This window comes from Acidovorax sp., from assembly GCF_046314175.1.
Classification (GTDB): Bacteria; Pseudomonadota; Gammaproteobacteria; order Burkholderiales; family Burkholderiaceae_C; genus Acidovorax.
The window spans coordinates 1-18,681 of record NZ_JBKBXG010000002.1 but is presented as its reverse complement, the minus strand read 5'-3'; the positions used below and the strand labels follow the sequence as shown (position 1 = coordinate 18,681).

Below are 18,681 nucleotides of genomic sequence, written 5' to 3'. Positions count from 1 at the left end.
CCCGCGCGGCCATCATACGGTGGTGCAGCACTGCGGCAGAAACGTTGCCTGTTCGCCTTTGCGGGAATAGCCCAGCGGGTTAGCCACCACACGGCATGCCCACGGCGTTCCGTTATGGTGGTGCCCTTGCACGGTGTAGTCACTGGGGGCATGCAGGTGGCCGTGAAGCCATAGCTTGGCGTGGGGCATCAAGTGCTCCAGTGCATTGCAAAACCCCGCAGTCCCCGGCACAAGCCCGTAGCGCGGGTCGGCGCTGCGCAGGCTCGGCGCAAAGTGGGTCACCACCACGGTGGGGCCGTCAAACGGCGTGGCCAGAGCGTTGGCTAACCATTCCTGGCAGACGAGTCCTTGGTCGCGCATGGGCTCAGCAAGAAAGGGCTCTGCGTTGCGGGTCCCGTCTGTCTTGCGCAAGTAATAGTTGGCGGCACGAAACGCCTTGTCGCGCAGTTTCAGCCGCCGGCCCAGGTCCGTTGTGGCCTCGTGGTCGGCCAGCGCATCAAAGTCGGTCCAGAGAGTGGTTCCCACAAACCGGACGCCTTGCAACTGCAGGCTCTCGCGCTCCAGCCACGTAATGCCGAGGCGGTCGCAGGTGGTACGCAGGCGCTCGTGCGCCACATCAAAGTCCTGGGCATCGTATTCATGGTTGCCGGGCACAAACAGCACCGGTGTGGGCCACCCTGCAAACTGCGGCAGCGGCGAAAACCGGGCAAGTCCAAAGTCTTCATCGCCCAGTTGCGATCCTTCCTGATAAGAGCCGATGTCTCCCGCCAGCACCAAGACATCGGCGAGCGGGGCGGGCTCTGGCGCAAAGTGGGGATGCGCCTCCAGGTGTAGGTCTGACAGCAGTTGAATATTCATGGACCGCGCAGTCTACGGCCTGCGCCGGTGCTTGCCGGGCAGTAGTTTCGGCACGGCTGTGTAGGACGGTGCACCCGCCCTGTCAAGGAAAGGTTTTGCGCGCGGACCGAGACAGCGCACCCAGCAACCAGTCAATGGCCGTTTGCTGGGGGCCGCGCCTGCGCCAGAGGGCGTCCACATGCACGGCAGGTACGTCCAGCGGCAAGGCGCGTTGGACCAACGCGTCCTCAATGCCGGTGACGGGCACGAAATGCCGGGGCAGCACGGTCAGCAGGTCCGAGCCACACACCACACGCCCGGCGGTAAAGAACTGATTGACGGTGAGCACCACCCGCCGCTCCCGGCCCAACGACGCTAGCGCTTCGTCGATGAACCCGAAGGGGCGCCCGGAGAAACTCACCAGCATGTGGCGCGCTTCGCAATAGGCATCCAGAGTCAACGGTGCGCTGGCCAGCGGGTGGCCCTGTCGCATCACGCAGACATACTCGCCGTCGTAGAGCCGCCGACTCTCATAGGCCACCACCCCGCCAGACTGCGCGCGAGCCGTCAGGTCAGCGAGCGCAGCCGGGAAGTAGCCCACCGCCATGTCGGCTTCCTCTCCTTCCAGCAGACGGCGGGGGTCTCGGGTGGTCAGCGGCAGCACCCGAACCGAGATACCGGGCGCTTCGCGCTCAATGATCTCGACCAGCGCGGGGATCAGGGTCGCTGCAGTGGCGTCAGCCATGGCCAGCACAAACGTCGACTTGGCCGTGGCAGGCTCAAAGCGCCCAGGGGCCAGGGACTCCTGCAATTGCGTGAGGGCCTCCCGCACAGGCGGCCACAGCGCGAGGGCACGGGGTGTGGGCTCCACACCCTGCCCGCTGCGGACCAATAGTTCATCGCCCACCACCTCGCGCAGACGCCGCATGGCGTTGCTCACCGCGGGCTGGGTAATGGAGAGCTTGTGCGCCGCGCGGGTGAGGCTGCGCTCTGCCATCACCTCGTCAAAAACGCGCAACAGGTTCAGATCCAGCGAGCGGAAGTTCAAAGGGCCCATGGTGCGTCCATCAACGTTATGAATATCAATGATTCAACATATAAATTTGAATCGATAAAGGGTAAACCCTAGTATTGCCACATCGCCCGGCAATCTCGCCACAAGCGCTTGAAAAGGGAACCCCATGACTGCCTTTGCCCACGTTGACTACCCTACCGAACATCCCGGCGTTGTGCGCGCCGAAAACGCAGCCGCTGCACTCCAGCGTGCGGTCGGTGGATTTGACGGTGCGCGGGGTGCCGCATCCCTTTTGCTGGCGGCTGTTGTCGCTGGGCTGCTGGTGGTCGCCAATCAGGTTGTCGACGCGTGGGCCAACGGCCAAGTGGTTGCAGCCTGGATGGTGCTGTGGGCGGTCGCGTTTGTGGGCATTGCGCTGTTCAGCGCCCCGGCCCGCCGCGCAGGTTTTGCCTTGCGTAGCGCTGGCGCACGGTGGGCCGAAAACCGCCGTCTGGCGATTGAGGACGAAAAGACATGGCAACTGGCCGTGAAGGACCTGCGCGTGATGGCGGACATCTCCCATGCCCTGGACCGCCGTGCCGTGGACGACATTCGCAAGTACCGCTAAAGCAAGCCCGGGGCACCCGGGTTGTAAGTCGGGAAGGCCGTGGCACCTGTTGCCCCGGCCTTTTTGTACTTTTGCTCAAGTGTGGGCTTTTGGGCTGCAGTCCTATTCATCACCCATGTGAATGGTAAGAATTCAAAATATAAACTTGAACATATCAAGGGTTAACCCTAATATCACCCCATCGCCCGGCATTTTCGCCACAAGCGTTAGACAAGGGAAAGACCATGACCAGCTTTGCACACACCGAATACCCCACCGAACATGCCGGCGTTGTACGCGCCGAAAACGCAGCCGCAGCCCTGAAGAGCATCGCCGCCAACTTTAATGGCGCCCGTGGCGCTGCATCCCTCCTGCTGGCGGCCGTTGTGTCCGCGCTGCTGGTGGTTGCCAATCAGATGATCGACACCTGGAGCGAAGGCCACTTGCTGGCCGCGTGGATGGTTCTGTGGCTGGTGGCCTTTGCGGCACTGGCACTGCTGACCGCGCCTGCACGCCGTGCTGGCGTGGTGTTGCTGTCAGCCGCTCAATCGTGGGCCCAAAACCGCCGCCATGCCGCGCAAGATGAGCGCACTTGGCAAGTCGCGTTGAAGGACCCCCGGATCATGGCGGAACTGCACCATGCCATGGGCATTGCAACGGTGAACGATATCCGCGCATACCGGTAAAAGGAGTCTGCTTCGCGGTGCGCTGCGAAGCAGAAAGTTCGAAAAAAAGCCGCCCTGCATTACGCAGGGCGGCTTTCTTGTATGTGCGTCGGCGCTGAGCTTCAGGCGGACAAATTGGCCAATCGCTTTTCCAGCTGCGCCTTGGTGGCAAGAAGCTCCTTGGGCAGGTGATACGCCAGCTGCTCAAAATGGGCGTCGTGCAGCTTGAACTCTTCTGCCCACGCGGCCGTGTCGATATTGGTGACGGCCTGGAACTGCTGGGCGCTGAAATCCAGGCCCGTCCAGTTGATCTCTGCGTACTGCGGAGCCACACCAAACATGGTTTCCTGGCCTTGGGCCTGGCCTTCGATGCGGTCGATCATCCACTTGAGCACGCGCATGTTGTCGCCATAGCCGGGCCACACGAACTTGCCTGCCTCGTCCTTGCGGAACCAGTTCACGCAGAACACCTTGGGCAGAGCGTTGCCGGTGGCGGCGATCTTGCCTTCCATGTTGAGCCAGTGCTGGAAGTAGTCGCTCATGTTGTAGCCGCAGAACGGCAGCATGGCAAAGGGGTCGCGGCGCACCACGCCTTGGGCGCCAAAGGCGGCGGCGGTGGTTTCGCTGCCCATGGTGGCTGCCATGTACACACCTTCGGTCCAGGTGCGGGCTTCGGTCACCAGCGGCACGGTGGTCGAGCGGCGGCCGCCAAAGATGAACGCGTCAATCGCTACGCCACTGGCGTCATCCCACTGCGCATCAAGCGCTGGGTTGTTGGTGGCGGCCACCGTAAAGCGCGAGTTGGGGTGGGCGGCCTTGGCGCCGGTTTCCTTGGCGATTTGCGGCGTCCAGTCCTTGCCTTGCCAGTCGATCAAATGGTCCGGCAGCTTGCCGGTGTCCTTTTCCATGCCTTCCCACCACACGTCGCCGTCGTCCGTCAGGGCCACGTTGGTGAAAATCACGTCCTTGTTCAGCGAGAGCATGCAGTTAGGGTTGGTGTGCATGTTGGTGCCGGGCGCCACACCAAAGTAGCCGGCCTCGGGGTTGATCGCATACATCTTGCCGTCGGCGTTGGGCTTGATCCAGGCGATGTCGTCACCGATGGTGGTGACCTTCCAGCCGGCAAAGCCAGCCTCGGGCGGCACCAGCATCGAGAAATTGGTCTTGCCGCAGGCGCTTGGGAAGGCCGCAGCCACGTGGTATTTCTTGCCCGCAGGGTTGGTCACGCCCAGGATGAGCATGTGCTCGGCCAGCCAGCCCTGGTCACGCCCCATGGTGGATGCAATGCGCAGGGCCAGGCACTTCTTGCCCAGCAGCGCGTTGCCGCCGTAACCCGAGCCGTACGACCAGATCTCGCGTGTTTCGGGGTAGTGCACGATGTACTTGACCTTGGGGTTGCACGGCCAGCTCGTGGTGTCCTTCTCGCCTTCGGCCAGGGGGGCACCCACGGTGTGCATGCAGGGAACGAACTCGCCTTCCACGCCCAGCACGTCGTACACGGCCTTGCCCATGCGGGTCATCAGGCGCTGGTTCACGGCCACGTAGGCGCTGTCGGTCAGTTCCACGCCGATGTGGGCGATGTGGCTGCCCAGCGGGCCCATGCTGAAGGGCACCACGTACATGGTGCGGCCCTTCATGCAGCCGTCAAACAGCGGGTGCAGCGTGGCGCGCATTTCGGCGGGGGCCATCCAGTTGTTGGTGGGGCCGGCGTCTTCCTTGGCAGCCGAGCAGATGTATGTACGGTCTTCCACGCGGGCCACGTCCGACGGATCGGACCAGGCCAGAAAACTGCCAGGGCGCTTGGCGGGGTTCAGTTTCTTGAAGGTGCCAGCATCCACCAGTTGCTGACACAGGCGGTCGTACTCTTCCTTGGAGCCGTCGCACCAATAAATGGTGTCGGGCTTGCACAGGGCGGCCATGTCGGCCACCCAGGCAAGCAGCCGGGCGTTTTTGACGTAAGACGGGGCGTTGAGATTCAGGCCCTGCATCGTGGGTGCGTTCATCGGGAGCTTCCTAAGTTGAAAAACAGTTTTTTCAAAGGAAGCGGACCCGGACGGATCGCGGCAAGACCTGGCGCAGATGCGGATGCTGAGCGCTGCCTTTGAAAAAACGGCTTACGTGCTCAGTCGGCGGGCGGGTGCGTGTATCCGCCCCACGGGTGGAGGCTAGTTCCACGCATTCCGCGGGTCGGCTGGGATGTCAATTTTATGAATCTGCCGCCCGCTTGTCTGTCAGACTGGGGTCAAATCCATGCAAAAATTGCATGGGGTTATGCGTGAGTGATTCGGTTGAAGCGGTGTCAGGCGCCGGCCAAAACGCCTGTCCAGCGTTCGTAGCCGCTTTTTCGCAATGCGCAAGCTGGGCAGGTACCGCAGCCGTAGCCCCAGCTATGCAGCGTGTCCCGCACGCCGTGGTAGCAGGTGTGGGAGTCGTTCACGATCAAATCGACGAGCGCCTGTCCACCCAGGGTCCTTGCCAGCTCCCAAGTCTCGGCCTTGTCCAGCCACATGAGCGGGGTGTCGAAGGTGAAACGCTGTCCCATACCCAGCGAAACTGCGACCTGCAGCGCCTTGAGCGTGTCGTCGCGGCAGTCGGGGTAGCCTGAAAAGTCGGTCTCGCACATGCCACCCACCAGCGTGTGCAGGCCGCGCCGGTAGCCCACGGCGGCCGCCAGGTTGAAGAACAGCAGGTTGCGTCCTGGCACAAAGGTGTTGGGCAAACCCGCAGCCGTCATCTGGATCTCGGTGTCGCTGGTCAGCGCCGTGTCGCTGATGTGGCCCAGCACGGCCAAGTCGATCATGTGGTCGTCCCCCAGCCTGGCTGCCCAGTGTGGGAACTGCTTGCGCAGCGATGCCAGCACGGTTTGGCGCGCCTGCAGCTCAATGTGGTGGCGCTGGCCGTAGTCAAAGCCGATGGTTTCGACACGGGCAAAGTGCTCCAAGGCCCAGGCCAGGCAGGTGGTGGAGTCCTGGCCTCCGGAAAATAAAACAAGTGCGTGTCCGGGTCTCATGGCGAACTCCTCAAACGGATGCGTGACGTAAAAAAGCCCCGCAGTGCGGGGCTCTGGTGACATGCTGAGGCGGTGCAATCAGGCCATTGTCACGGCAATGAATGCCAGCAAGAACATCATGATGCCGCCCACCACAGGGAGCACCACCGGCATGAGCGGCACCACATTTTCAACGGGGTCAACCGGGTGGGCTTCAGGGGAGTGCGGTGTGTTGTGGTCGGACATGGGGTGGCTCCAGATGCTTAAAACTTGCGCAATTCTAGCCGCCAGCGTGGGCCACAGCCAAAACCTCTTTGCGGGGTCAGATGAGATCCGCCTCCATGCCCGCCGACCGCAGCTGCGCCAGCACGTCATCGACATGGCTCTTGCCCCGCGTTTGCAGCACCAGCTCAATCTCGACGTTCTGCGCGGCCAGCATGGTGAACGCCCGCTGGTGGTGCACTTCTTCAATGTTTGCCCCGGCATCAGCCACGGTGGCGGTGATCCGCGCCAGCACGCCGGGCACGTCGCGCGCACTGACCTTGATGCGCGCCAACCGGCCTGACCGCACCATGCCGCGCTCGATGATTGCGGCGAGCAGCAGCGGGTCGATATTGCCGCCACACAGCACCAGCCCCACGCGCTTGCCCTTGAAGCGCTCGGGGTAGCGCACCAGCGCCGCCAGCCCTGCCGCCCCGGCGCCCTCGACCAGCGTCTTTTCAATCTCCAGCAGCATCAGCACCGCCTGCTCGATGTCGCCTTCGTCCACCAGAACCAGGTCGTCCACCAGGCGCTTGATGATCTCCTGCGTGATCTTGCCCGGCGTGCCCACAGCAATGCCCTCGGCGATGGTTGATGTGCCCTGCGGGTGGTTCGAACCGGTCACTGCATTCACCATGGCCGGAAAGCGCTGGGTCTGCACGCCAATGATCTCGATGCCCGGCTTGATCGCCTTGGCCGCCGTCGCCACGCCCGAGATCAACCCGCCTCCGCCCACCGCGATGACGAGCGTGTCCAGGTCGGGCACGGCCTGCAGCATCTCCAGCCCCAGCGTGCCCTGGCCAGCGGCCACACCTTCATCGTCGTAGGGGTGCACAAAGGTCAGCCCCTGCGCGTCGGCCAGCGCATAGGCATGGGCGCGGGCTTCTTCCAGCGTGTCGCCATGCAGCACCACCTCGGCCCCAAAACCGCGCGTGCGCTCCACTTTTACACCCGGCGTAAAGCGCGGCATCACGATCACCGCGCGCAGGCCCAGGCGTTGCGCGTGGTACGCCACGCCCTGCGCATGGTTGCCCGCGCTCATGGCCACCACGCCCCGTGCGCGCTCCTTGTCGGACAGCAGCGTCAAGCGGTTGCAGGCGCCGCGCTCCTTGAAGGACGCAGTGAACTGCAGGTTCTCGAACTTGAGGAACACCTGCGCGCCCACAATCTGCGAGAGCGTTTTGGATTCCACACAAGGGGTGTCCAGCACATGGCCTTGCAGGCGGACGGCGGCGTCGCGGATGTCTTGGAGGGTCAGCATGGCGCGATTGTGGCGCACGGCGGCACACACTCGCACAGCACACCCACCTGCCGAACCATGTGCAATTGAAGTCCAACTATTCGGTTTGACGGGTCACCCGCTGGGAAAACGCACTATCGCGCTGGCGTCTCGCTGCTGGCAATGGCATTGAGGTGAGCGCGCAGTGCAGAGTGCTCAAACGCAGGCGTCTCCTCTTTAAATACCAATCCAGTACCTACGCCTTGAGGGCTGGTGTGTCGACGAACGGACATGGTTTGCTGCGTGCTGCTGCCTGAGCGCAGGGAATACCCCTCGCCATCGTTGGCCACATACACGAAGTTGTAAGACCGCACCAGTTGTCCTTGTGCGTTGATGCGCACACAGAGAACGGTACCCGCAGACGATCCGCTGGTTTGGTGCTCGCAGCCAAAAAGGCCATCGGATGTAACCACGAGGCCATTCCCTGTGGAGCTAGGTCCGATGTTTGTGGACAGCTGGACGGCATCTGCAGACAACCCTTCCGAACCCAGCGAAAGCATGCTCCAGAGGCCCACTAAGCTTTGGGCTGCAAACGGATATCCAAAGTTGAATCGTGAGATCGCCTTTTCGGATTCACCGGGGAGCGTAACAAAGCCAGTAGCTCCGCTGGTAAAACGAAACCGCACAGTGCCAACGCTGCCCGACTCCCGGCCCGACTGCGCGCCGCTGCCCAAATAGCGGCCGCCGACATAGCGAACCAAAGGCACAGCCACTTGCTCACTGGTGATCTTGCCCGAGGCCAGATAAAACGTAGGCTCCCCACTCGCCTCATATGCATACATCTGCATCACGAAAACGTCGTTTTGCACGTCGATTGCTAAACCCCGGCCAGGTTTGCCGTCTAACTCGGCGTTGACAACCCAAGTTCCAGCCTGGGGAGAGAAAGCGTGGGCGGCCACGCCGGATAACAGAAGGGCCGCGGTCACCAATTTTTTAAACAACATCAGAGTTCCTTTTGCACGAAAAATTTGTGTGCTCAAGTAATGTAGGTAGCTTCTTGATTTGTAACAAAGAAATTTTTGCCGCGCCACCCGTCTAGGGTTTTACTGGTTTGGCCCGCCAGAAACCACCCGCAGCACCTCGGCCCCATACGCCTCCAGCTTCTTCGCCCCCATCCCGCTGATGCCCTGCAGGTCGTCCAGCGTGCCCGGGTTGCGCTCGGCAATGGCTGCCAGCGTGGCGTCGTGAAAGATCACATACGCGGGCAGGTTGTGCTCGCGCGCCACCTCGCCGCGCCAGGCCTTGAGGTTGATGAAGCGTGCCTGTGCATCCGGCCCCAGGTTGGCGGCAGCGGCTGGCGGGGCGGTGCCCGTGCCCTTGCGCGTACGGGCGCGTTTGGCAGGTGCCGACGATACTGATTCGCGCAGCTGCACCGGCACATCGCCCTTGAGCACGGCCCGCGATCCCTCGGTGAGGCACAGCGTGTCAAAACTGAACCCGCTGTCGAGCATCACCTTTTGCAGGCCCACGGCACCGGTGGCGATCAGCTGGCGCAGCACGCCGCGCAGCTGGGGCTCTGACAGGTCCGCGCCGATGCCGAAGGTGGAGAGCTTTTCGTGCCCGAACTGTTCCACCTTCTCAGTCTTCTTGCCGCGCAGGATGTCCATGATGTGCCCGGTGCCAAAACTGATGCCGCTGGCCTGGTTCACACGGTAGATGGTGGACAGCAGCTTGCGCGCCGCATCCGTCGCATCCCAAACGGCCGGTGGGTTCAGGCAGTTGTCGCAGTTGCCGCAGGGCGTGGACTTTTCGCCAAAGTAGGCCAGCAGCCGCACGCGGCGGCAGTCGGTGGCCTCGGCCAGGGCCAGCAGCGCGTCGAGCTTGCCGCGCAATGCTGCTTTGAATTCTTCGCCCGCCGGGCTCTCGTCGATCATGCGGCGCTGGTTGACCACGTCGTTCAGGCCATAGGCCATCCAGGCGTCGGCGTTCAGCCCGTCGCGGCCCGCGCGGCCGGTCTCCTGGTAGTAGCCCTCGATGTTCTTGGGCATGTCCACATGCGCCACAAACCGCACATCGGGCTTGTCGATGCCCATGCCGAACGCAATGGTCGCCACCATCACGATGCCTTCCTCGCGCAGAAAGCGATCCTGGTTCTTCTGGCGCACTTTCGTGTCCAGCCCCGCGTGGTAAGGCAAGGCGGTCAGCCCCGCGTCGCTCAGCGTGGCGGCCAGCTCTTCCACGCGCTTGCGTGACTGGCAATACACCACGCCTGCCTCGCCCGCGTGTTCGCGTTCGATGAAGCGCAGCAACTGCGTGGTGACGTCTTTCTTTTCCTCGATGCGGTAGCGGATGTTGGGCCGGTCAAAGCTGCTGATGAAGAGGCGCGCGTTCTCCAGCTGCAGCCGCTCGATGATGTCGGCCCGCGTAAGGTCGTCCGCCGTGGCGGTGAGCGCGATGCGCGGCACGCCCGCATAACGCTCGTGCAGCACCGTGAGCGCGCGGTACTCGGGCCTGAAGTCGTGGCCCCACTGGCTCACGCAATGCGCCTCGTCAATCGCAAACAGCGACAGGTGCCCGCCCTGGTACAGACTGTCGAGCAGGCCCAGAAAACGCGGCGTGTTCAGCCGCTCGGGCGCGGCGTACAGCAGCGTGATGTCGCCGGTCTGCAGGCGCAGCTCCACATCTTGCGTTTCGTCGTAGCTCAGCGTGGAATTGAGAAACGCCGCGCTCACCCCTGCTTCATGCAGCGCGCCCACCTGGTCGTGCATCAGCGCAATCAGCGGCGAGATCACGATGGTGACCCCGCGCCCCTGCTGCTGGCGCACGATGGCCGGTACTTGGTAGCACAGCGACTTGCCGCCGCCCGTGGGCATCAGCACCAGCGCATCGCCGCCCGCAATCACGTGCTCGACGATGCCCTGCTGCGGGCCGCGAAACTGCTCGTAGCCAAAAACGTCCTGCAGGACGGTGTGGGCGGGGGATGAAGACGGAGCGGAGGACAGGCGGGAAGACAAACGGATACTCTGAATTTGATAGCTGGTAGCGCTTATCTATCAAGCGCTAGAGGCCAATTTGACCAATATTCTCAAGGCAGGTGTGCCTGCGGGCGAAGGGGCTTATTGTGCGCCGGGTGCAGCTGGGTGCGTTGCCATGACCATGGGGCCCTGCCGCCCCGCAGGTTTCGCCAGGGCGAGCCTCAGAGGGGCGAAAAAAAACCGGCTCCAAAGAGCCGGTCTTTCTCACGAAGCTACTTATTTCAGTAGCGGCCGCCGCCGTAGCCACCATTGCCATAGCCAACGTCCGAGCGTGCGCCGGTGTTGTAACCGCCGGCACTGTAGCCACCTGCGCCGCCACTGGCTTCACGTGGGCGGGCCAGGTTCACGACGATCGAACGGCCATCCACAGACATGCCGTGCAGCGCGGTGATGGCGGCCTGGGCGACTTCGGCGTTGGCCATTTCGACAAAGCCGAAACCCTTTGAGCGGCCGGTTTCGCGGTCCATCATGACCTTGGCAGACGACACGCCACCGAATTCGGCAAAGTTGCTTTGCAGGATGTCGTCGTTCACGGAGTAGGGCAGGTTGCCCACGTAGATTTTGGTGCTCATGAGAAGAGCCTTTCTGAAATGTGGCGCGCAACGAAGGGCGTACCGTTGGGATGCAGCTGTGCGGAGCGGGAGTCCGCAGCAACCGGGAAAAGAAGGCGATGAGAGAGGGGTGGCCGCTGCGATGACTGCATGAATGCTTGCACCAGCGCCATCCACATCACCGTGATCAGCACGCCGGCGGATGCCGCATGCAGGTTTGCAGCCAGCCCTGCGTGACCGCAAAGAGCCGGGCGGCTTCGCGCGAGGCAAAGGTTTTGTCGAAGCGGAACACGCGGCAATAGCTGCCGTTGCCTTGGGATCGATGGACCGAGAAAGAGGCGCGAAAGAAGCGGCCGCAGTCGGTCGGGTGTGTCGTGGGCGAGACGACGAACTGGCCCATGGAGATGGCTGTCTGTGAAATCTGGTGCATTCAGTCTGGAACGCAGGCTCCAAAAAACAACCTGCGTGAGCATCGAAAGGACTCGGTGGGCTGCAGCTCGACAGATCCACTGGGGCGACAAACAAAGGTCGCAAAGGGCAGCCCGCGCAGGGCGGCTTGCAGCCGCTGGGCAGGCGTTGCGGTGACGGCCCTAGTCAGGAGGCGTGACTGCAACTTCGGTGATTATATTGCAATCTGTAATTTAGAGGCGAATTATTATTCTCAAGGGTTTTAAAGCCGTGCCGCGCAGGGGCGCGCCTTGAGCCCCGTCACACGCAGGGGCCGCAGGGCGCCCGACATGCCCGGGCGGTCCGTCTTCCTACAATAGCGGGCTATGCAAGCCCTTCACTACACGCGCGCCGCGCAGCTGCCCGACATCCTCGCCCAACGCATCGTCATCCTGGACGGCGCCATGGGTACCATGATCCAGCGCTTCAAGCTGGGCGAGGCGCAGTACCGCGGCGAGGGCTACACCGGGCCCGACGGTGTGGGCGACCGGTTCAAGGACTTTGCGCGCGATGTGAAGGGCAACAACGAGCTGCTCAGCATCACCCGGCCCGACGTGATCCGCGACATCCACGAGCGCTACCTGGCCGCAGGCGCCGACCTGATCGAGACCAACACCTTCGGCGCAACGACCATTGCGCAAGAGGACTACAAGATGGCCGATCTGGCGCGCGAGATGAACCTCAAGTCGGCCCAGCTGGCCCGCGCCGCCTGTGACAAGTACAGCACGCCCGACAAACCCCGCTTTGTCGCTGGCGCCCTCGGCCCCACGCCCAAGACGGCCAGCATCAGCCCCGATGTGAACGACCCCGGCGCGCGCAATGTGGACTTTGAGCAGCTGCGCGCCGCTTACTACGAGCAGGTGGAAGCGCTGGTCGAGGGCGGCAGCGACGTGCTGCTGGTCGAAACCATCTTCGACACGCTCAATGCCAAGGCAGCGCTGTTTGCCATCGACGAGTTCTTTGAAAACAGCGGCGAGCGCTTGCCGCTGATCATCAGCGGCACCGTCACCGACGCCTCGGGCCGCATCCTGAGTGGCCAGACCGTGACCGCCTTCTGGCACAGCGTGCGCCATTCACGCCCGCTGGCCGTTGGCCTGAACTGCGCCCTGGGCGCCACGCTGATGCGCCCCTACATTCAGGAGCTGAACCGCGTGGCCGAAGACACCTTCATCAGCTGCTACCCCAACGCCGGTCTGCCCAACCCCATGAGTGACACCGGCTTTGACGAAACGCCGGAGGTGACGAGCCGCCTGGTGCACGAGTTTGCTGCCGAAGGGCTGGTCAACATCGTGGGCGGCTGCTGCGGCACCACGCCGGACCACATCGGCGCCATCGCCAAGGCGGTGGAAAGCGTTCCTACGCGCAAGATGTTCTACCCTGCCGAAGCCTGAAATATTAGTCAAATTGGCCTCTAGCGCTTATCCAATAAGCGCTAGCAGCTATAAAAAGTATAGTAAATGCCGCGCTAGCGCAGTGCGGCAGCCCATTGCAGGGCAGTGCCTGGTGCGGCACCCTTGCAATCCCCAGTCATCGCGCCTACCCGTTCCGCCCTCTGGTCTGCCCACCCCATGCTTGATACCGCCACCCCGCCCGCTCAATCCTCCATGGAAGGCGACGACGCATCCGCAGTGGCCGACAAGGCCGCCGCCCACGCCGCGCTCAAGCTTGAAAAGCGCCTGGTGCGCCAGGTCGCCCAGGCCATCACCGACTTTGGTTTGATCGAAGACGGCGACAAGGTCATGGTGTGCGTCTCGGGCGGAAAAGACAGCTACGGCATGCTCGACGTGCTGCGCATGCTGCAGCAGCGCAATGGCAACAAGTTCGAGCTGATAGCCGTCAACCTCGACCAGAAGCAACCCGGCTTTCCGGCCCATGTGCTGCCCGAATATCTGACGAAGGTGGGCGTGCCCTTCCACATCGAGACGCAGGACACCTACAGCGTCGTCAAAGAGCACATCCCCGAAGGCAAGACCATGTGCAGCCTCTGCAGCCGCCTGCGCCGGGGCATCCTGTACCGCGTGGCTGACGAGCTGGGCGCCACCAAGATCGCGCTGGGCCACCACCGGGACGACATGCTGCAGACCTTCTTCTTGAACATGTTCTTTGGCGGCAAGCTCAAGGGCATGCCGCCCAAGGTGCAAAGCGACCGGGGCGACCACCTCATCATCCGCCCCCTGGCCTATGTGGCTGAAGACGACCTGACCCGCTGGGCCGAGCACCGCCAGTTCCCCATCATCCCCTGCACGCTGTGTGGTAGCCAAGAAAACCTGCAGCGCAAGCAGATCGGCCAGATGCTGCGCGAGTGGCAGCAGCTGTACCCCGGCCGCATCGAGAACATGGCCGTGGCGCTGCGCAACCTGGTGCCTTCGCACTTCATGGACCCGCGCCAGTTCGACTTCAAGGGCCTGGTGCCCAATGGTGTGCAGGACGCCGATGGCGACAAGGCGTTTGATGCCGAAGAGTTTCCTGCGCAGGCCGTAGGCATGCTGGGCGGCCTGCCGCTGATGCCGCGCTGAAGCTTCCGCGCCCCGACTGCCATGTTTTCACAGGCCGCATTCCCCCAACCGTTCAGGCTGAGCCTGTCGAAGCCCGGTGCCAGCCTTCGACGGGCTCAGGCCGAACGGATGTTGGTGGATTGATGCCGCCCTTATCCAGATTCAGAGGTACCCCATGACCATCCTCAAAGCCCCCGAACTGCTGTTGCCCGCTGGCTCGCTCGACAAAATGCGCGCCGCCTACGACTTTGGCGCCGACGCGGTGTATGCCGGGCAGCCCCGCTACTCCTTGCGCGCGCGCAACAACGAGTTCCGCCTGGAGCAGATCAAGCAAGGCATTGACGAGGCCCACGTACGCGGCAAGAAGTTCTTTGTGACCAGCAACCTGATTGCGCACAACGACAAGATCCGCACCTACCTGCGCGACATCGAGCCCGTGATCGACTGCAAGCCCGACGCCCTCATCATGGCCGATGCAGGCCTGATCATGATGGTCAAGGAAAAGTGGCCCGAGCAGGTGGTGCACCTGTCGGTGCAGGCCAACACCACCAACTGGGCGGCCGTGAAGTTCTGGCAAAAGATGGGCGTGGAGCGCGTGATCCTCTCGCGCGAACTCAGCCTGGACGAGATCGAAAAGATCCGCCAGGAATGCCCCGACATGGAGCTGGAAGTGTTCGTGCACGGCGCGCTGTGCATCGCGTATTCGGGCCGCTGCCTGCTCAGCGGCTACTTCAACCACCGCGACCCCAACCAGGGCACCTGCACCAACGCCTGCCGCTGGAACTACGCCACGCACGACGCCGACATCGACCCCACCACGGGCGAAGCCATTGCGCAAAAGATGGAAGGCGATTTCAACTTCGAGGCCGCACAGCAAAAGGCGGAACAATCGTTTGCCTCCACCACCGGCAACGGCGAGCGCCACCCCAAGGCCGACAAGGTGTATTTGATCGAAGAGGCTGGCCGCCCTGGGCAGATGATGCCCATCATGGAAGACGAGCACGGCACCTACATCATGAACAGCAAGGACCTGCGCGCTGTGGAGCATGTGGCCCGCCTGGCGCAGATCGGCGTGGATTCGCTCAAGATCGAAGGCCGCACCAAGAGCCTGTACTACGTGGCCCGCACTGCCCAGGTCTACCGCCGCGCCATCGACGACGCCGTGGCCGGCCGCCCGTTCAACCCCGAGCTGCTGATTGAACTGGAAGGCTTATCCAACCGCGGCTACACCGGCGGCCTGCTGGAGCGCCGCCCGAGCAACGACTACCAGAACTACATCAACGGCCACTCAGCCACGCAGCGCAGCCAGTATGTGGGCGAAGTGCTGGGTGCCGAGGGGCAGGCCGATGTGGGTCTGTTGGGCGACTGGGTGCTGGTGGAAACTAAGAACCACTTTGCCGTGGGTGATCTTCTTGCAGTAGTGCACCCGAGTGGGAATATCACCGTGCGGCTGGAGCAGATGCACGATGTGCTCGGTCAGAGCGTGCAGGTGGCGCAGGGGAATCCGGTGCGGGTGTGGATTCCGCTGGCTGGGCGGTATAGCGGGGCGTTGCTGGCGCGGGTGGTGGAAGCTGAGGCCGGTGCTATTACACGGGATTCCGTAGCAGCGGTGTGACGCTGGAAGCATTCCACCAAATGCTCCTAGCAGTGCGAGTGGGTCGACATATCAAGCTTGTTGTTGGCCCACGCATCCTGCGCGGGATCTAGTACGCCGTAGGAACGCATGAGCGAATGTGGTGAAGAAGGGCTAGGAACATTTTTTTATCTGCCAGATTGTTCAAACGCGTACTTCTTACCAACTCGGTGCTGAGATCCTCAATGTCCTGAATCGCATTGGTGAGTGAGCTATTCAGGTCGAACAGGTCCATTCTTTTGCTCGCGGTAGCGATGGACTCCGGAAAAAAGTCGAACGCTTCTAAGCCGCAGCAGCCTGCAACGCAGTGCACTTCAAGCAACGACCACATTGAGGAAAGGCCGATCAGGAGTGGATCAATCTCTACAGCATCGCTGTGTCCACCTTTGAGTTCGATGGACTCAATCCATCGATCCTCGCCAATCAAGATGTCGTTTGTGCGAATACGCTTGTTCATCGGAAGCCGAAAGGAATGCGCTGGAAGACGTAACAAATAGCCATTTTTTGGCTGACTGCATCGGGCTGATGCAAACAAGTAGCGTTCGGCACAAACTGAAGTTTGGGCTGGCGGTCCGCATTATGCGCAACGTTCCCGCCCAAAGTCGCCTACGTACCGCACGAGGGAGTGTTGATCTGTGATTGCCCTCCCCATAGACCGGTCCCGCAGCGCTCTCCCGCCTGTGGCTCAGTTCCCGGTTGAGGCGGAGTTGCTGGGGCTGTACAAACCCAAGCCTGTCGCGGCTTCGGCGCCGCTGCCCACAAAGGCCGACAAGCCCAGCGCTATGCCCGCGCAGAAAGCACATGCTCGATAAACGCACGACAGGGATGCGCGCCATTCGCAAACACCTCCTCTTTCACCAACACCCCCAGCGGGCCCACCCCCTGCGGCCTCCACGCTAAAACGGCCAGATCCTTGCGGCGCACCAACGGCCTCACAAGACTCGCTGGCACGCAGACCAGCATGTCGCTTTCCGCCAGCATGGCGTAGATGATTTCCGTCGAGCGGCTCGATACCCTGCACAGTTCCGGCACCCCGCCCAGATCGTCAAAAAGGCTATCCACTTGTTGAGGCCCTAGGCCCGTGAGCGGCGGGGCCAGCCAGCGTTGTGACAGCAGTTCAGCGCCTGTGACGGTTGCCTGTTGCGCCAATGGGTGCCCAGGGCGGCACGCGATGACGAATGCATCCTGCAGCGCGGCGTGAAACTCGAACCCCTGCGGCAGCGGGGTCGGTTCACGGCAGATCGCCAGATCCAGGGTTCCTTCCTGGATGCTCTCCAGCAGGTTGTCGATGGTGACTTCGTGAACATCGATGGCGGCGCTCGGGTGCAGGGCGCAGTAGGCCGGAATGGCGGCCGTCAGTAACCCGTTGATGCCCGCCGCGATGCTGCCGATGCGGATCAGCGCGGACGCGGCCCCTTGCTGCATCAGCGCCGCGTTGCCAGCAGCCGCTTGCAGGGGCACCAGCGAAGCGCGCAGCAGTGGCAGAACCGCCTCACCCAGGCGGGTCAAGCGCATGCCCTTGGCGTGCCTTTCAAAGAGGGCACCGCCGATAGAACTCTCCAGCTCCGCCAGTGCATGCGTCGCTGCGGGCTGGCTCAAGCCAATGGCAGAGGCCGCGCGGTGCAGGCTTTGTAAATCGGCAATCGCAATCGCCAACTGCAGGTGCTTGAGGCGCACACGGCCCAGGATGCGATTGAACAGGACGGAGGGCGTCAGGTCTGGCATGGGGTATTCAAAATTTGAATCGTGTTGAAAAAGAAGCATTGGCCCTGTGGTGACTGCTGTGCAACTATCAGGTGCCTCGGGGTGGACGCAAGCCTGCCCTGGGGTCATTCAACTAACGAATCTTATTCCCGCACGTGTGCAAGCCAGTGCGCAGGAAATCAGGAGACAAAACTTCATGCCGTCATTGCAGCGCCTCAGCTTGGGCGAGATCACCTCGCGCCCGTCCCGTTTCCTCGTCGCCCCGGTGATGGCCGCCATCTTCGCCATGGGCCAGGCCAACGCCGCCGATACCCTCGACACCGCGTGCAAGACCACGGCCGAGTGCCAGGCGCAGGTGGCCAAGATCCAGGGGGTGGTCAAAGGGGACGCCACCAGCGCCTTGGCAAAGTCGCAAGACACGTTCTACTGGTTTGGCCGCATCAACATGGCATCGACGGTGGTGAATGTGGAACAAGGCATCATCCCCAAGGCCCAGGCGGGTCGCATTGCGCGTGGTGTGGAGCTGTCGATCACCCAGGCAACTACGCCCGGCGGCAAGCGGCCCACCGATGTGCTGCAGGTCGAGAAGATCATCACGGATGCCGTGGGCCCGGAGGCAACGCTGATCCACACCGGGCGCAGCCGCCAGGACATCCACTCCACCTTGAATGCCGCGCAGTTGCGCCTGGAGATGCTGGACTTTGCCGATGCGCTGGACCAGGTGCGCGCAAGGCTCATCACCACGGCGCAGGCCCACACCGCCACCTATGTGCCCGCCTACACCAATGGCGTGCAGGCCATGCCCATCAGCTACGGGCACTACCTGATGGCCTGGGCCGATTCGTTCGCTCGCGACTCGGCGCGCATTCGCGAGGCCTATGCCCGCATCAACCTCAGCCCCATGGGCACGGCAGTCCTGTCCAACTCCAGCTGGGGCATCAACCGCGAGCGCCTGGCGCAGTTGCTGGGTTTCGACGGTCTCATCGTGAACTCGCTGGACGCGGGGCAGATCAGCACGTACGACATTCCCATCGAGGCCACATCCATCGCCAGCTCTACTGCCATCCGCGTGGGCGCGTTCATGCAGGACGTGCACACCCAGTACCACCAGACCCGGCCCTGGTTGCTGCTGGCCAGCGGCAAGACCTACACCAGCAGCGCCATGCCGCAAAAGGCCAACCCCGGCATCATCCAGAACACGCGGGCCAAGGCCAGCGACGTGGTGGCCTCGGCCCAGGCATCGC

At 62.7% G+C, this 18,681-nt stretch carries 18 protein-coding genes; 6 read left to right on the top strand and 12 right to left on the bottom strand.

Going from position 1 to position 18,681, the window contains the following annotated elements; all coding sequences use genetic code 11:
- Window positions 1-12: 12 nt before the first annotated feature.
- Complete coding sequence (locus tag ACK4OE_RS00820) at window positions 13-858, bottom strand: metallophosphoesterase (protein ID WP_409882388.1); 846 nt, start codon at window positions 856-858, stop codon at window positions 13-15.
- Window positions 859-940: 82 nt separating this feature from the next.
- Complete coding sequence (locus tag ACK4OE_RS00815; RefSeq protein ID WP_409882387.1) at window positions 941-1,894, bottom strand: LysR family transcriptional regulator; 954 nt, start codon at window positions 1,892-1,894, stop codon at window positions 941-943.
- A gap of 124 nt (window positions 1,895-2,018) precedes the next feature.
- On the opposite strand from ACK4OE_RS00815, the gene ACK4OE_RS00810 reads away from it, so the two are divergent.
- Both ACK4OE_RS00810 and ACK4OE_RS00805 read left to right on the top strand, forming a co-directional pair.
- A complete protein-coding gene (locus ACK4OE_RS00810; RefSeq protein WP_409882386.1) occupies window positions 2,019-2,459 on the top strand; it encodes a hypothetical protein in 441 nt (146 codons plus the stop codon).
- A gap of 224 nt (window positions 2,460-2,683) precedes the next feature.
- On the top strand, window positions 2,684-3,124 hold the full coding sequence (locus ACK4OE_RS00805) for a hypothetical protein (RefSeq protein WP_409882385.1): 441 nt from the start codon (window positions 2,684-2,686) through the stop codon (window positions 3,122-3,124).
- 101 nt (window positions 3,125-3,225) lie between these two features.
- Here the strand turns inward: ACK4OE_RS00805 and ACK4OE_RS00800 are convergent, their stop codons facing one another.
- The 8 genes from ACK4OE_RS00800 to ACK4OE_RS00765 all read right to left on the bottom strand — a co-directional run bounded on the left by ACK4OE_RS00800 (window position 3,226) and on the right by ACK4OE_RS00765 (window position 11,558).
- On the bottom strand, window positions 3,226-5,106 hold the full coding sequence (locus ACK4OE_RS00800) for a phosphoenolpyruvate carboxykinase (GTP) (RefSeq protein WP_409882383.1): 1,881 nt from the start codon (window positions 5,104-5,106) through the stop codon (window positions 3,226-3,228).
- A 296-nt stretch (window positions 5,107-5,402) separates the two neighbouring features.
- The gene (gene queC, locus ACK4OE_RS00795; RefSeq protein ID WP_409882382.1) at window positions 5,403-6,113 is read right to left on the bottom strand and encodes a 7-cyano-7-deazaguanine synthase QueC; all 711 of its coding nucleotides are present in this window, start codon (window positions 6,111-6,113) and stop codon (window positions 5,403-5,405) included.
- 78 nt (window positions 6,114-6,191) lie between these two features.
- Entirely contained in the window at window positions 6,192-6,338 is a 147-nt protein-coding gene (locus ACK4OE_RS00790) for a hypothetical protein (RefSeq protein WP_409882380.1), read from the bottom strand.
- Between the two features lie 76 nt (window positions 6,339-6,414).
- Window positions 6,415-7,614 carry a threonine ammonia-lyase gene (locus ACK4OE_RS00785; RefSeq protein ID WP_409882379.1) on the bottom strand — a complete coding sequence of 400 codons (1,200 nt, stop codon included), beginning with the start codon at window positions 7,612-7,614 and terminating at the stop codon, window positions 6,415-6,417.
- Window positions 7,615-7,727: 113 nt separating this feature from the next.
- Window positions 7,728-8,576, bottom strand: a complete 849-nt coding sequence (locus tag ACK4OE_RS00780; protein WP_409882378.1) for a hypothetical protein — start codon at window positions 8,574-8,576, stop codon at window positions 7,728-7,730.
- A gap of 99 nt (window positions 8,577-8,675) precedes the next feature.
- Window positions 8,676-10,586: a DNA helicase RecQ gene (recQ, locus tag ACK4OE_RS00775; protein WP_409882377.1), complete on the bottom strand. Its 1,911-nt coding sequence runs from the start codon at window positions 10,584-10,586 to the stop codon at window positions 8,676-8,678.
- 242 nt (window positions 10,587-10,828) lie between these two features.
- Window positions 10,829-11,179 carry an RNA recognition motif domain-containing protein gene (locus ACK4OE_RS00770; RefSeq protein WP_409882375.1) on the bottom strand — a complete coding sequence of 117 codons (351 nt, stop codon included), beginning with the start codon at window positions 11,177-11,179 and terminating at the stop codon, window positions 10,829-10,831.
- Window positions 11,180-11,345: 166 nt separating this feature from the next.
- Entirely contained in the window at window positions 11,346-11,558 is a 213-nt protein-coding gene (locus ACK4OE_RS00765) for a hypothetical protein (RefSeq protein ID WP_409882374.1), read from the bottom strand.
- A 373-nt stretch (window positions 11,559-11,931) separates the two neighbouring features.
- Here ACK4OE_RS00765 and ACK4OE_RS00760 point away from each other — a divergent pair, with 373 nt between their 5' ends.
- The 3 genes from ACK4OE_RS00760 to yegQ all read left to right on the top strand — a co-directional run bounded on the left by ACK4OE_RS00760 (window position 11,932) and on the right by yegQ (window position 15,715).
- Window positions 11,932-12,996: a homocysteine S-methyltransferase family protein gene (locus tag ACK4OE_RS00760; protein ID WP_409882373.1), complete on the top strand. Its 1,065-nt coding sequence runs from the start codon at window positions 11,932-11,934 to the stop codon at window positions 12,994-12,996.
- Between the two features lie 213 nt (window positions 12,997-13,209).
- The gene (gene ttcA, locus ACK4OE_RS00755) at window positions 13,210-14,121 is read left to right on the top strand and encodes a tRNA 2-thiocytidine(32) synthetase TtcA (protein WP_409882535.1); all 912 of its coding nucleotides are present in this window, start codon (window positions 13,210-13,212) and stop codon (window positions 14,119-14,121) included.
- A gap of 154 nt (window positions 14,122-14,275) precedes the next feature.
- Entirely contained in the window at window positions 14,276-15,715 is a 1,440-nt protein-coding gene (yegQ, locus tag ACK4OE_RS00750) for a tRNA 5-hydroxyuridine modification protein YegQ (protein WP_409882372.1), read from the top strand.
- 88 nt (window positions 15,716-15,803) lie between these two features.
- On the opposite strand, the gene ACK4OE_RS00745 is transcribed toward yegQ, so the two are convergent.
- Together ACK4OE_RS00745 and ACK4OE_RS00740 are read right to left on the bottom strand one after the other, a co-directional pair.
- Complete coding sequence (locus ACK4OE_RS00745) at window positions 15,804-16,190, bottom strand: DUF6331 family protein (protein WP_409882371.1); 387 nt, start codon at window positions 16,188-16,190, stop codon at window positions 15,804-15,806.
- A 323-nt stretch (window positions 16,191-16,513) separates the two neighbouring features.
- A complete protein-coding gene (locus tag ACK4OE_RS00740; protein WP_409882370.1) occupies window positions 16,514-17,458 on the bottom strand; it encodes a LysR family transcriptional regulator in 945 nt (314 codons plus the stop codon).
- Between the two features lie 175 nt (window positions 17,459-17,633).
- On the opposite strand from ACK4OE_RS00740, the gene ACK4OE_RS00735 reads away from it, so the two are divergent.
- On the top strand, window positions 17,634-18,681 hold a 1,048-nt coding region (locus ACK4OE_RS00735; protein ID WP_409882368.1), incomplete at its 3' end, for a lyase family protein.